Raw genomic sequence first — 15,024 nt, 5'->3', positions numbered from 1 at the left:
CAGTTCAATTTCCTTCAGGAAATTTTTTCTCCGCAATTGGGACTGATTAACAGAAAGAACTCTGGCACGTAATGTGAGCCAATTCCTCAAATTTCGCTGAAACCTGTATTCCCACCGACTTGTACCGGATATTGCCGCATTTCATCGCGTGAATAGAGATCCCTATCAGAATTGCCCTCGGTCATCTTTTCGCTTTCTCATCTTCTCATATCATGGTGAACTCAGGGAGCATGACCGAGAGTATTCTAGATCAGACCTGAAAACAGATAGGGATTGAGATAGTGCCGAATTGTCAGCCGATATCCCAGTTCGCTGTGATTTTATTTCAAGATCATTTTGCTTATCTGGACTGAGAAATCTGTCAGAAGACCTTCTTTCGGATTGATAATGGCATGGAGTTCTTCAAACTCCTGATTCACGACACCTGCACAGGAATCTCGCAGCGATTGTCTCGCGTTAGCTAGAAGCCGCCGAGTCAGAAAGCAAAAAGCCTCCACAACTGATCGAGATTATTTCTCTCGCCAGGCACTTTGAAAAACTGAGAGAACTCCTACTGTCAGCCAAGAAAGCTTTGATAATGACCCGGATATTGATAATCAAGCTGCGGACTTCATTAGTGCCGAACAGTGAAACCTAAAAGGTGGCCATGATTCTCCAGGACAATTCGATTCCTTTAACATTAAAGGAAACCAGCTAGTTTTGAATGAATCCGTACCAACCAGGATTAACATTCGAAAGAGTGATTTTCGAGGTAATCTATTTCGAAATTGTCAAAATCTTAGATCTGATCGCCCTCCCCAGGAATTGCAATCTGATTGCGAGCGAAGTTTTCACCTCTTGTCACTCTAATACACCAGCAGCCATTTCACAGGTTGAATAGTTGTCCCGTTGTTGTACTCGCGATGGATTGAACTGAAATCCTACGTCCATTATCAATAGATCTGAATGGGAATTCTCACTTTGCCTTCCCTGATCAAGCCAAACGGAGACATTGTTCGCTTCCATCCGTGCTGATCTTGGCCCTATGATCTGGCACGACATCAATTTTGTGGGGTAGGCTCATCGCCTAAGTTTTCTTCACCGACAGCTAGACTCCGACGATCAGTCTCCATGGAAATCGTTATGCAATCCGGTACTCAGGCATCAATACCGACAATTCTCCCAGCTTCGACCCAAGTTTCGGAGCGATCGTCCCCATTGCCACTCCATCAATTGGAGACGACAGCTTCGAAGGATGATTCCCATAAGTCGCCAGACCGTGTCCCTTGGCTCAACTACCGGCCTGAATTCTTTGAGAATCTCGCCACGATTTTGTTTCGCTCCGCACGTCGCCATATCGCGGTCACAGGAATGCCGGGAGTTGGCAAAACATCTGCCCTGCGAGCATTTTCTTCACTCCTGCAATCTCAGGAGTGGGCTTTCCTCAAAGATCATGTCTGCCTGGAACTTGATGCTCGAAATATTGGCCCTGAAGATACTCGGGCCGTGCTGGAAATGACGATCTCTTCAATTCCGGCCAACACACCTTGCCTGCTTTTTGTTGAAGGCCTCTCTCCACTAATGAAGAGATTGCAGGGAGCCACGAATGCTCCACTGTTTCGAGCTCTCCTTGGTCGACGAAACGTTTCGGTGATCGCGATGATGTCACCCTGGGAATACGCCGACACGATCTCGTCAGATGCCGCCATGACATCACTTTTCAGCCGGGTTGAGTTTCCCGAGCCACACGACAGTGTGCTTCAAGAAATCTTGAGATTGCATGCTCACCAGCTTTGCAAAAAATTCGAGCTCGATCTTGGCCCTGAGCTGATTGATCGCTGCCATCACCTCTCATCGATCTATCTTCTCAGCGAGTTTGAGCCAGCAAAGTCCATCCGACTGTTGACAGAAGCCTTTGAACTCGTCGCTTATCGTCGAAATGAGCGACAAGCCGCCCAACAGACAGTCGAACTCGAAGATCTGATTACAGTATTAGCCGACAAGACTGGCATTCCTGCGGAAACGTTAGCAGGGACACGTACTCATGGAGATTTTGAAGAAACACTATCGGCTGTGGTGACTGGCCAGGAGACTGCAATTCGGCAGGTCGCGGCTGAACTGCGGCTCATCAAGGCAGGACTGACTTCACCCAACAAGCCCGCCTCAGTTTTGTTGTTTGCGGGGTTAACAGGGGTCGGAAAGACAGAACTCGCCAAAAGAATTGCTGAGATTTATTCGAGCAGTCGCCGTCCACAGATCTACTCCATGGGAAACTTCACCGAACCCCACAGCATTTCGGGCATTATCGGTGTTCCCCCTGGATACGTCGGTCATGAGCAAGGCGGACGTCTGATTAATGAACTCAATTCGGATCCCTACTCTGTCTTCCTGCTTGACGAAGCAGAGAAGTGCCATCCAAATGTCTGGAAGCCCTTTCTCAATTTGTTTGATGAAGGCTGGATCGTCGATCAACGTGGTGTCAAGGCGTACGCAGATCGTGCGATCTTCATACTGACGAGTAATGCGGGAGATCGGCAGATCACTCAGCTCACAGCCAATTCGACACCAGAAGACACGATTGCCGAAGCGGTCCGACAAGCCTTGGGAAAAGTAAGGCACGAACGCTCAACTCAGCCAATTTTCCCACCGCAGTTTCTGGCCAGAATCCAGCGAATTGTGGTCTTCCGCCCTCTCAGTGAAGAAGCCTTTATTGGCATCGCGGAAGCCGCCTGCCAGCGGCTCCAGGAATCTTGGGCACGGAAGCTGGAAATCAGGCTAACTCTTTCACCACAAATCCCCCACAAATTGGGAGTCTGGGCTTTTGAAAAGTCAACTGCCAGCCACCATCAAGAAGGAGGGCGTCTCGTGCAAAAACTGGTCAATCAAGTCTTGCTGGACGCCCTTGAAACACAGCTCCTGAGCCGAAAATCACAGTGGCAGGGAATCCACTCGTTTCAAGTATCTTGGAAAGATTGGCCCGACGAAAAGCCAGAGTCAGTGGAATCATTGAAGGCCTTAATTCAGTTTTCTCACGAATAAGTGGAGGCCCATCCGCTCATCATCTCCAGCAGATCTTACCCAGAACACTTCAGTTATCACGCTAGAAACTTGTTGACAGATATTTCACTAACAAGGTCTAGCTTTTTGCTCATCAGCATGGCAGACTTCTGCCACTCAACTGGTGAACAAACTCTCCTTAGTGTTTGGTGGACGAGATTTCTCCCCAGAGTCATTTGGATCAATTCGATCTGAACTGAGTGGAGACTCCATGTCCTTGATGCGACCAACTCTCGCTTTCGGCCCGGAATTGCCCCATTTTGGGTCGTGGCAGTGGCTGGGAGCAGATCTGCAACGAGGACTTTCTCACGAATTTGAAACCTGTTCGTTCTCAACAGAGATCCCCGCGGCTGATATCGTGGTGATTATCAAGTTTCTCCCCTCACTGGAAACTTTGCAGGAACTCAGACGATCGTCTCGGATTGTTTTCTGCCCAGTGGATATCTACTTCAGTGACATCGAGATTCAGCAGGATGCCCAGCGGCTCAAGCAGTGTCACGCCATAGTCACTCACGCCCCGACACTCCAGGCTTATTTCCGCCCATTTGCCCCCACTTTTGATATTCCGCATCACGTTAAGTATGTGACAGATCTCAATCCCCAACGCTCTGATCAGGGACCCATTTTATGGGTCGGTGTCCAGGCAAATCTCGAACCGCTGGTCACTTGGCTCAAGAGTCACAAACTTCCCCGTGAGCTGGTGATTTTAACTGATGAGTCTGACCCGGCAGGTCGGAACAGGATCCATCAGCAGATTCGTGCTCTCCAGCCAGTCGAAGTCCATCCGTGGACTCCGGAAAACCACCTCCTTTGGCTCGATCGTTGCTCTGCTGCGATTGACATTAAGGGAGATGATTTTCGTGCACGGCACAAGCCTGCCACGAAAGCTTGTGACTACCTGGCGTCAGGGATACCGATCGCACTGGAACCCGAAAGTAACCCGGCACAGATCCTCCAGCAATTGGGATTTCGAGCAGTCAGCCCCAAAGACAACAGCTGGTTCTCACCAGAATACCGGCAAGAATGCCTTCAGTTCGGAGCAGCACTTCGAGAAGTCTTGAGCCTGCGGCGGATTGCCATTCGCTGGGCCTGGCTGTTCCATAAACTCTTGTCTGTCCCTCTGCAGAGGGACTTTCTATGAATAATCGGTCTTTTCCAAAGTCTTCCGGGGAGTTTTCTTCCCTCCCAGAGAGCCTCACTGAAGATCAGTTAATTGAGGCCGAAGCCTGCATTGCCAACGGAGAGATGGCAAAAGGCCAGTCGCTGTTTCGACAGCTCCAGAAAGATCTTCTGGACTCAAGATCTCAGGCACGAATCTGGAATGGACTGGGTGTGATTGCTGCCCTGCAGTCGGATCATGCAACAGCGATTGATGGTTTTGAACAGGCCCTCCGCTGTGATCCTTCCTGGAAGATACCGATTGTCAATCGAGACCGATGGTTGGCGTCAGGCACCGAACGGTCGAGCGCAAAAGAGACAAGTTGCCCTGACACCGGGACTACAGAGCAAAAGCAATCATTGCCCCGCATCGCCATCATCAGTCTGCTCTTTAACTGGCCCTCCACCGGTGGTGGGACCGTGCATACTGCGGAACTGGCTCGATTCCTCCATCGTGCAGGTTATCCCGTTCGGCACTTTTCTTTCCGTTACGATGCCTGGCAATTGGGTCAGGTCCAGGAACCCGTGGATTGGCCTCTCGAAGAATTGGTGATGCAGGATTTGGATTGGAACGCTCTCCAGATTCAGCACCGATTGCAGCAGGTGCTTCGCCAGTTTTCTCCAGATGCTGTGATTGTGACTGATAGCTGGTCCATGAAACCCATTCTGGCAGAAGCGTGTGAGGGATATCCCACTTTTCTACGCCTTGCCGCTCAGGAGTGCCTGTGCCCGCTCAACAATGTTCGGCTACTTCAGATTGCACCTGTCCCCCGTTCCTGTCCCAGGCAGCAACTGGCGACACCCGAGAACTGCATCCAGTGCGTCGCTGAGAATGAGCGTTTCTCGGGAGGACTGCATCGCCGGGAACGTGCGCTGGCTGGTTTTGGGACCCCTGAGTACAGCCACCGGCTGCGCCGGGTTTTTGCCGAGGCAACTGGAATTCTGACAGTGAATCCACTGATTGCTGAAGCCTGTAAGCCGTTCGCTCAAGCCGTGCATGTGATTCCCAGCGGTTTTGATCCGGCCCGTTTTCCGATCGCACAGACTCAGCCTCGCCACCCCGAACATGTCGTGCGACTGCTCTTTGCAGGGCTCGTTGAGGAACCCATGAAAGGGTTTCATGTGCTCCTGGAGGCGGCTCGTCAGCTCTGGCAGCATCGACAGGACTTCCAATTGGTCGTCACCGATGAGCCTCTGGATCTCGCTGATCCTTTTGTGAATTTTGTGGGATGGCAATCTCAGGTTCATCTGCCACAGGTCATGCAATCGTGTGATATCGTGATCTGCCCCACCATTGCGGAAGAAGCACTTGGTCGAACAGCCGTAGAAGGGATGGCGGCAGGTCGTCCTGTCATCGCCAGTGCTATTGGCGGGTTGCCTTTTACCGTTCTGGATGAGGCGACGGGACTCTTATTTCCGCCGGGAGATAGCCCTGCCCTGTCGAGACAAATTGAACGGCTTTTGGATGATTCCTCGCTTCGAAGAAGCCTGGGAATCCGCGGTCGCGAACGATTTGAAAAAGAATTCACGTGGAATTCGGTAATCGATCGGCATTACCGCCCATTATTCGAAAGTACTCGCAGGGAATTTCAGAATCGAGCCCAGGGCCTTGTCTCATCGGAGGGTGTATGAACCTTCAGCGTGTGGCTGTCGTCTTCGATAATCGTCCCCGTCCAGAGACGACGGGAACGTACCTCCTGCGGGCGATTCAATCACTCCTGCCACAGACGGTGCACCTCCTTCCCGATCAGCTTTCGACACTTTCCCCAAAAAGTTTTGATGGCTACGTCTGGGTCGATGATGGTCTGTCCTGGACCTGGCCTCAAGGAGTGGGACCTGTCGCCTGGTGGGCGATTGATACCCATCTTGATTTCCCACGGGCCTGGCAGCACTCCCAGTCCGCAGATACTGTCTTCGCAGCACAAAAAGATGGAGCCGAACACCTGCGTCAGCAGGGACTGGCTGAGGCCCGGTGGTTGCCCCTGGCATGTGATCCTGAGATTCATGTGGCCACAGGAGAGGCTTGGGAATGGGACTGGGGATTTGTCGGCAATCTCTTTCCCGGGCCGAGGACTCAATTACTGGAATGCCTGATCCAGCGTTTTCCCCAGGGATTTGCCGGGCGAGCTTACTTCCAGGAGATGGCCAGTATCTATAGTCGCTGCCGCATCGCCTTTAACTGCAGTCTCAAAAACGACATCAATATGCGGGTCTTTGAATCGCTCGCATGTGGCCCTCTTCTAGTGACGAACGACCTCAAAGCGAATGGTCAGGAAGAACTTTTTGTTACCGGACAACACCTCATCACCTATGAGTCCGCTGACGAAATGATCGATCAGGTGACGTACTACCTGAAACATGAAGACCAGCGTCTTCAGATGGCTCGCGCTGGACGGGCACTTGTGCTGGCCGAACACACTTATGTCCATCGTGCCAAAGTCCTCCTGCAAAGTCTGGAGAAAATGATGTCTCGCTCAGTCGTCCCGCAGCCAGAGACAATCTCACCGACACCTCCTGGCCAGGAAACATCTTTTTCCAAAGGGACGGAGTATTTCGAGCATGCCAGGCCTGAAGTTCTGGCTCTGATCCCCCTGGATGCCAACACCATTCTGGATGTGGGTTGTGGAAGTGGACGTTTAGGAGAATCACTGAAACAACGACAGATCTGCGCCGTCTGGGGCCTGGAACGGGATCCACAGGCAGCCTCTTTAGCACGCCAGCGTCTGGATCATCTGCTGAATGTCGACCTGGAACATTCGCAATTTGAGCTTCCCACACAATTTTTCGATGTCATCGTCGCTGCGGATGTTCTGGAGCATCTCCGCGATCCAGAACGTTTATTGCGAAAGTTGACAGGTGCACTTCGACCGGGAGGACACCTCATTCTCTCACTCCCCAATCTTCAGAACCATGTTGTCATTCGCAACTTGCTTGATGGCCATTTCACCTATGAATCGGCAGGTCTCCTCGATGAGGATCATGTTCGATTCTTTACCCGGAATGAAATCGAAAAACTCCTGCTTCGTGCTGGCTTTGATGTTGAAACAACTCAAGCGGTTCCTGGACCAGGATGGGCCGAGTGGGAAAAGCAAGGCTCGAAGGGAGAGGTGCAGGTGGGAGGTCTGAGAATCTCCGGGTTAACCCGCGAGCGGGCGGCTGATTTTTTCACCTATCAGTTTCTCTTTAGGGCACAACGGCGCCAACATAATCCTTCATTGACATCAGTCATTCTCGTCACCTGGAATCAACTGGCCTATACACGTCTCTGTCTCGACAGTCTGCGTTTACGCACTTTTGAACCAATTGAAATCATTGTCGTCGATAACGCCTCGACAGATGGGACTCTTGAATACCTGCGCTCACAACCCGAAATCCGCTTAATCGAAAATACAGAAAATCGAGGGTTTCCAGCGGCAGTGAATCAGGGAATGGCAATCGCTCGCGGCCAGCAACTCCTGCTGCTCAACAACGACACGATTGTCACGACTGGCTGGTTAACGCGAATGCTGGAGGTTTTGAATACCGATCCCCAGGTCGGGCTGGTAGGACCGGTCTCAAATTGTGTGAGTGGCCCCCAGCAAGTCCCTGTTTCTTATGACGATTTAAGTGCCATTGATGGGTTTGCCTGGAACTGGAGCAAGCAGCATCATCAGGAGCGATATTCACTGGAGCGACTGGTCGGATTTTGCCTGTTGATTCGCCGCGAGACCTACGAGGCACTGGGTGGTCTCGATGAGCGATTCGGCATAGGTAACTTCGAAGATGACGACTACTGTGTGCGGGCCCGAACCGCCGGATACAAAGTTATTGTTGCTGTCGATAGTTTCGTTCATCACTTCGGTCACCGCAGCTTTCTGGCAAGCGATCTGGATTTCGGAGCCCTGCTGGAAGAAAACCGCGTGAAATTTGAGGAAAAGTGGGCTTCTCGCCTTAAGCCCCCCGCATCACCATTTCATGCGACACAAGTGCCTGATGGTGGGCTTTTACTTCAACTAACCCAGCCAAAACTCTCGCTCTGCATGATCGTGCGAGACAACGAGACGACAATCGGCCCCTGCCTCGAAAGTATTCGACCCTGGGTCGATGAGATGATCGTCATCGACACCGGTTCGACCGACGCCACACCAGTGATCTGCGAATCAATGGGAGCGACAGTGCATCACTGGGCCTGGAGGGATGACTTCTCTGCCGCCCGCAACGAATCCCTGCGCTATGCCACGGGAGAATGGATCTTCTGGATGGATTCGGACGACACCATCTCCGAAGAGTGCGGACGTCAGTTGCAGGCCCTCGTTCGCCAGACTGCTCCACCCCATCTATTGGGCTATGTGATGCAGGTCCATTGCCCCGGTCCGACTCAGGAAGGTGGCCGAAATGTCACGGTCGTCGACCATGTCAAAGTCTTCCGCAACAGACCCGATCTAAGGTTTGAACATCGTATTCACGAGCAGATTCTTCCGGCGATCCGCCGCGCGGGGGGAGACGTGGCCTTCACGGACATCCATGTCATTCATTCCGGCAGCGACCATTCCGCAGAGGGCAAGGCTCGAAAACTGGTAAGGGATTTCCGGTTGCTGGAACTCGATCTCAAGGAACGACCGGACCATCCGTTTGTATTGTTCAACTTAGGGATGACCTGTGCGGACTGTGGTCGCCACCGAGAGGCAGTGGACTATCTGAATCGCTGCCTTGCGGTGTCAACTCCGTCGGAATCTCATGTCCGCAAAGCTTATGCAATATTGCTTTCGAGCTTGTATGCACTCTCTCTGCATCACGAAGGGAACATAATCTCTCAAAAAGCATTGCAATTGTTTCCTAATGACAAGGAATTGCTGTTTCGCTCAGCCATGCTTGCCCACATTCGTGGAGAGTTCGCTGAAGCAGAATCTCATTATCTGAAGGTGTTAAACACTAAACGAGATATCGCTTTTTCAAGTGTTGATGCAGATTTGTCAGGATATAAGGCTCTCCACAACCTCGCTATAGTCTACATGGATAGCAATCACCCAGAGAAGGCACTCAAAGCCTGGAATCAGATTTTGTCACAACACCCAGATTATTTGCCTGCCCAAAGCGGGATATCCGAAGTTATGAATATTCTCAACGTGAACTGTTGAATCACCTGCTCATTCTTCATTACAAGTTATTCCAATACTTATATTTCAGGTATTTTCTGAATGACAGCATCGAACCCAAATCCATGTGCCTACTGCTGTGATCTTATCCCAGACTATTGGGAGTTTAATGCATATGGCATCGGTTCCTGCCATCCACGAATCAACACTATAATTGGCATGAGTAGACAGCCTTCTTCCGTCCCGGGCGAGAGGGTTTGGCGTGGACAGGGCCAAATGAACTGCAGCGACACATATGATATTTATGTGTATTGCAGTGATCAGTACTCCCTTTATGCTGAATGTTACATGCCATGTGAGGATCAACCATTCACGTGCGAAATCACAGCAAATTGTCAGCCTGGAGCTCCATTCAAGGCGGAGATCACATGTCTATCAAGTGACCTTGACCGATGCTTCTGTTGCCCGGATGGCGGAGGTGGGATTTTTGGGCCAATTTCATTCCCCCCAGAAACCAGCACGAGTACAACAACATCTTACCCCTGTCTTGGAACAGGTCGGTTTATCTGTAGTGGAGACGTTGAGAACTGCGAATGGACCCTACTGGAGAGTGACTGCGACCCTGAAGGCGACTGTCGCCCGTGTCCTCCGGCCTGGCAAGGCGAATTTCAAGAGGAGGTTGTAGTCCCCTGCACCCCTAACACTGTTCCTTGCACTTCATCAAGCTCAAGTAGTTCCTCTTCTTCATCACCGTCTTCTTCGCAATCATCTTCTTCGTCACATTCAACAACAACTCCCACTGCCTGTGAGGGAGAAGGTCTTTATGAATGGACCGGTACCAATTGGGCTCTGGTCGACAATTATTGCAGTTCAGGTTGCTGGCCTTGTCCGCCAGATTTTGATGGAAGCGAGATCGGAGAAACAGTAACAGTATTTTGCCAATCGACAGCATGTAGTAGTTCATCAAGCCCGAGTAGTTCATCAAGCCCGAGTAGTTCATCGAGCCCGAGTAGTTCATCGAGCCCGAGCAGTTCATCGAGCCCAAGCAGTTCATCGAGCCCAAGCAGTTCATCGAGCCCAAGCAGTTCATCGAGCCCAAGCAGTTCATCGAGCCCAAGCAGTTCATCAAGTCCAAGCAGTTCATCAAGTCCAAGCAGTTCATCAAGTCCAAGCAGTTCATCAAGTCCAAGCAGTTCATCAAGTCCAAGCAGTTCATCAAGTCCAAGCAGTTCATCAAGTCCAAGCAGTTCATCAAGTCCAAGCAGTTCATCGAGCCCGAGCAGTTCATCCCCCTCTAATACAACATTACCTGCATGTGAGGGCTTTGCCTTTTTTATCTGGGATGGCTCAGCGTGGGAACTTGAGAATAGTGATTGCACCCAAGGTTGTTATGCTTGCCCGCCTTCAGGACCAGGAGAACTCCCAGGGGAAGGTGTCTATGTGCAGTGCCAAGCAACCCCATGTTCATCATCATCAAGCTCTAGCAGTTCATCATTTTCTTCCAGCAGTTCACATTCAAGTTCAACGACCACAGCAGGCCCAACGACCACAGAGGGGCCTGATCAACCCTGAAGGTAATCGTATGCAACAGGACCATTAATCAATATCACGCAAGACAGACTTTTTGGCTTCATTACCGCCTCATGAGCAACAAAAAAGTGAAGCAACTAAGGAGATAGATTTGACTCCCGTACTCACCGTGGGGATACCAACCTGCCACGATTTTAATGGCCTTTGGCCAACACTCATTGATCTCCATAAAACACAACTTGCTGACGATCTTTCCTCCCGTATTGAGATCATCGTTATAGACAATGCGCCAGAAGGAAAGCACGGAAAGCCCAATCGTGATCTTGTGTCACAAATACCTAACGCACGATACGTTCCCTTTACTGACAAACAGGGAACCGCCCCAGCTAAGCAAGAAGTTTTCCGACAGGCCACTGGCTATGCCGTTGTATGTCTTGACAGCCATGTCATGCTCATGCCAGGTGTTCTTGCCAGGCTCGTAAATTTTTGGGAGTCCGAAACATCAGATGACTTGTTTCAAGGCCCCTGTCTTCATTACAGCATGCAAGACTCTCATGGCCGCTCAAGAATTGTTGGAACCCATTTTTCAGAGAGATGGGGAGATGATGGAATGTTTGGACGATGGGGGGTATTCGAGCCAGCAAAAGATCCAGAGTTTCCACCTTTCCGTATTGTCATGAATGGGATGGGACTCTTCAGCGCCAAGAGAACTTCTTGGCTGGGATTCCATCCCGAAATTCGAGGTTTTGGGGGAGAAGAAGGTTACGTCCAAGAAAAGTATCGTCAAGCCGGTCGGCAAACCTGGTGCCTTCCTTGGCTCCGCTGGGTGCATCGATTTGGATATGTCGACGGCGTGCCATACACCGGACTTGACTGGCGACAACGAGCAAAAAATTACCTTCTTGGATACCGAGAATTAGGTTATCCAGATTTATCAGGTATTCGCTCAGCGTATACCAAACCAGGACGACTTACCGAGGTTGAGTTTGACGATCTAATGAAGGAACTCGGTGTCGTTCCACGTCTTCGAGGTCAACTTCCATCGTCACTCGAAAGTCGAACTCCCACTCAAAAGAAGGCAACAGTAAACGTATTGCTTACAGAACTTCAACCGGGTGAAGAGGAACTCCTGGAGGCGCTTCCCTGCACTCTTCGCGGACGAAAAAGCGGAGCTGTCCTCTGCAATATCGGCTGCCCGTCGATGCAATCTCAATTGGTTACAACATTTGATTGTCGAAAACATGGCTTGGTCACTCTGGGCAAGAGACGAAAAGATCTCATCAATTGTCTGAATTGTGAGCAACGTATTGATGATCTACCAGATGCTTCCTCCAGGTCCAAATTAATTACAAAGAGCCATCAATCACCAGTCGATAGACGCCAGAATGAAGTCGAACTGATCATTGGAGTCTTATCTGCAACCCATCACCGGGACAAAAGAGATGCTATTCGCGACACATGGGCCCCAATCGGAGATGACGTTGAAAGTGTCTTCATTCAAGGCGACGCAAATATCATGTCGCTCTCAAACACGGGAACACTTCGGGTGCCCTGCAAAGACACCTACGACACACTCATCCACAAAGTTCAGCATTTCTGCCGCTGGGCAACTCGCTTCCGTTCCTTTAAATGGCTCTTCAAATGCGATGACGACACGTATGTCTCAATTCCAAGACTCAAGGAATTCGTAAGAACCCTTCAAGCTGATTACGTGGGGAGAAACTACGGAGGATTTGCGAGCGGAGGAGCTGGATATCTTCTCTCTCGGAAGTCAGCCTTGGTTATTGCTGACGCTCCAGATCTCGACGTGGGTGTACCAGAAGATGTTGGAGTGGCTGAGCTCCTGAAAAATGCTGGCATACTTCTTTTAGACTCGAAACAATTTGAAGGTGATCAGCGTGGACCATGGCCCAGTCATTCTAACAACTTAATCACAGGCCACTATCTCACACCGGCACGAATGCGTGAAATACATAACGAATTCTGTGTTTCTCCTGTTCAACGCTAACATAAACACTGTTAGAACAGCCTTCCTTTTTTTCAAGTATTCATAACAGACTACACTCGACTGGAGAACTTCATGGGCTGCGGATCGTCAACAACATGTGGTGCTGCAAAATCTCCAATCGGTATCTCCATACCTGCACGATATAAGCCAAAGAAGGATGCTCCGAATTACAAATCGCTGCGCAACAGCAAATGTTCACCCCGCAATTCGTGTGAAACGAATCTCGGGGTACGTCCGCAGACGCAACAAGCATCTTTGGACGCACTTGCCGAATCAGTTGGATTTGTGGAGGAAGCTCAGAGCCAGACTCTCCCAGTACTACCCGGCGCGACAAGCTCTCCTGCAGAGATCAACATTTCCACTGGGAATCTATCCTACCAATTTGAACCGCCCGAAGTTGGTGGAGCCGCTGCGTTACCAAACCTGACTTATGCCGCACGTGCCGCAATGACAAACAGTGGCTATGGCTATGGCTGGGCTAACGTCTTTAATCCCGTTGTCAGCATGATTGACTCTTCAACGGCGATTACGATTGGAGGTAGCGGTGAGACTGCGCGTTATACAGACAAAAGTTCATCAACAGGCTTTTTCAAGAGTCCAGGATCACTAACTACAAGCCTGCAGCAAATCTCTTCTGGAGAGTTTGTTGAAAATTTTGGAGATGGTCTATCAAGAAGATACTCCTCTGATGGCTTACTCACGTCAATTAACAGTAATGGTACTCTTGGATGGACTTTTCTTCGCAATTCGACAGGTCAAGTCACGAAAGTTACATCACCTGGAAACAAGGCTACCACGTTCTCTTACGATTCCTCAGGAAACGTACGCACGATTGTAGACCCATCAGGCCGCCGAACTACTTTTACAATTGACAGTTCTGGGAATCTGACACAGATCATTCGACCCGATGCAAAAGTCATAACGATGGTCTATGATTCGGCTCATCAAATGACGACACATATCGACACTTCAGGTCGCCGAGTCACTTACGCGTACGATAATGTTTCCCGTGTCAGACAAATGACACTTCCGGGAGGTGGAATTTATACATACACCTTCGGAAACCCTCGTACAAAAGTTGTTGATCCTTCCGGAGGCATTACCACGATCTCGTACAATTCGTGGCTTTATGTATCGAGCATCAAAGCCCCTTTGTTACAGGTTACCACATATTCTTGGAATACCCAGGGGCAACTTCAAAGACTTGTCAGCCCTGCCGGAGCTGTGACAACGTTTAGTTACGGATTGACTTCAACTGGCGTGTCTGTATTGGAGAACATCCATTGGCCTGATGATACCGAAAGCCAATTTACATATAATTCAGCAGGACAATTGATCTCTGGCGCGGTTCCTGGCGGTGATGCATCCCTCGCAGTTTGGAATTCCAACAATCAGATTTCTGCGGTCGTTGATGCGTTGGGTGGTCGAACAACCTCAATCTATGATCTGCAGGGACAACTCATCGGGGTCATTGATCCGCTCGGACGTCGTACGACACAAATTTATGCCGATAGTGGGGCCCTTACAGCAGAAATCAACTCAGTTGGAGCACGAACAACTTATCTTTATGACTCTGCTCTGAATCCCATCGTGACAATTCAGCCGCTAGGAGCTCGAACCACACTTGTGCGAGATGTTCTTGGTCGAATTGTTCGCAGCACTGAACCTACCGGTGGCATCACCACCTATCTCTATAGTGCCGATGGATCCGATGTTGTCACCATCGACCCCCTGAATCATCGTACCACCTCGATCTCCGATCCTGAACTCAATCGATCAGTCATCATTAACCCTCTGGGCCAGCGAACTACGACTCTCTATGACTTACAGGGGCTGGTGTCTGCCACAATCGATCCGCTGGGCCGACGGACCAGCATGGTTTATGACCAGAATTCCCGCCGGATTGCCACAATCAATCCCATGGGACAGCGGACGTCGATGGCTTACAACGCCGACGGCAATGTGGTTCGCACAACCAATCCCTTAGGTGATGCGACGACCACTTTGTACGATATCGTCAGACGTCCTTACGCTACGATCAACCCGCTCAATGAACGTACAACATCGATTTTTGATGCCAATGATCGAGTGATTGCCACCATTGATCCACTCGGTCGCCGCTCATCCACGATTTATGACGCCCTGGGACGTCAGATCTCCACAATCAACCCTCAATCCGAGCGGACCACCACACTCTACGACCCGGCCAGCCAGACG

General features: G+C 50.4%; 7 protein-coding genes. 6 read left to right on the top strand and 1 reads right to left on the bottom strand.

What is annotated here, in order from left to right; all coding sequences use genetic code 11:
- Nucleotides 1–1,122 precede the first annotated feature (1,122 nt).
- The 4 genes from A6X21_RS15015 (at nt 1,123) to A6X21_RS15000 (ending at nt 9,311) form a co-directional block, all read left to right on the top strand.
- Nucleotides 1,123–3,018: an AAA family ATPase gene (locus tag A6X21_RS15015; protein ID WP_068849263.1), complete on the top strand. Its 1,896-nt coding sequence runs from the start codon at nt 1,123–1,125 to the stop codon at nt 3,016–3,018.
- A 229-nt stretch (nt 3,019–3,247) separates the two neighbouring features.
- A complete protein-coding gene (locus A6X21_RS15010) occupies nt 3,248–4,177 on the top strand; it encodes a hypothetical protein (RefSeq protein ID WP_068849261.1) in 930 nt (309 codons plus the stop codon).
- Entirely contained in the window at nt 4,174–5,826 is a 1,653-nt protein-coding gene (locus A6X21_RS15005; RefSeq protein WP_068849259.1) for a glycosyltransferase, read from the top strand. Before A6X21_RS15010 ends, A6X21_RS15005 begins: the two co-directional genes overlap by 4 nt.
- Nucleotides 5,823–9,311, top strand: a complete 3,489-nt coding sequence (locus A6X21_RS15000; RefSeq protein WP_068849257.1) for a glycosyltransferase — start codon at nt 5,823–5,825, stop codon at nt 9,309–9,311. Before A6X21_RS15005 ends, A6X21_RS15000 begins: the two co-directional genes overlap by 4 nt.
- Nucleotides 9,312–10,129: 818 nt before the next feature.
- Here the strand turns inward: A6X21_RS15000 and A6X21_RS24750 are convergent.
- Nucleotides 10,130–10,648 (bottom strand): hypothetical protein, encoded by a 519-nt coding sequence (locus tag A6X21_RS24750; RefSeq protein WP_013109324.1) that lies wholly within the window; start codon nt 10,646–10,648, stop codon nt 10,130–10,132.
- Between the two features lie 245 nt (nt 10,649–10,893).
- Between A6X21_RS24750 and A6X21_RS14990 the strand changes: the two genes are divergently transcribed.
- The gene (locus tag A6X21_RS14990) at nt 10,894–12,807 is read left to right on the top strand and encodes a glycosyltransferase (RefSeq protein WP_083233636.1); all 1,914 of its coding nucleotides are present in this window, start codon (nt 10,894–10,896) and stop codon (nt 12,805–12,807) included.
- A gap of 72 nt (nt 12,808–12,879) precedes the next feature.
- Nucleotides 12,880–15,024 (top strand): RHS repeat domain-containing protein (locus tag A6X21_RS25905; protein ID WP_131818356.1); only part of this gene is annotated, 2,145 nt, incomplete at its 3' end.

This window comes from Planctopirus hydrillae (assembly GCF_001707835.1).
GTDB classification, from domain to species: domain Bacteria; phylum Planctomycetota; class Planctomycetia; order Planctomycetales; family Planctomycetaceae; genus Planctopirus; species Planctopirus hydrillae.
Note: the sequence above shows the minus strand (reverse complement) of the source record. Positions and strands in the feature narration are given on the sequence as shown.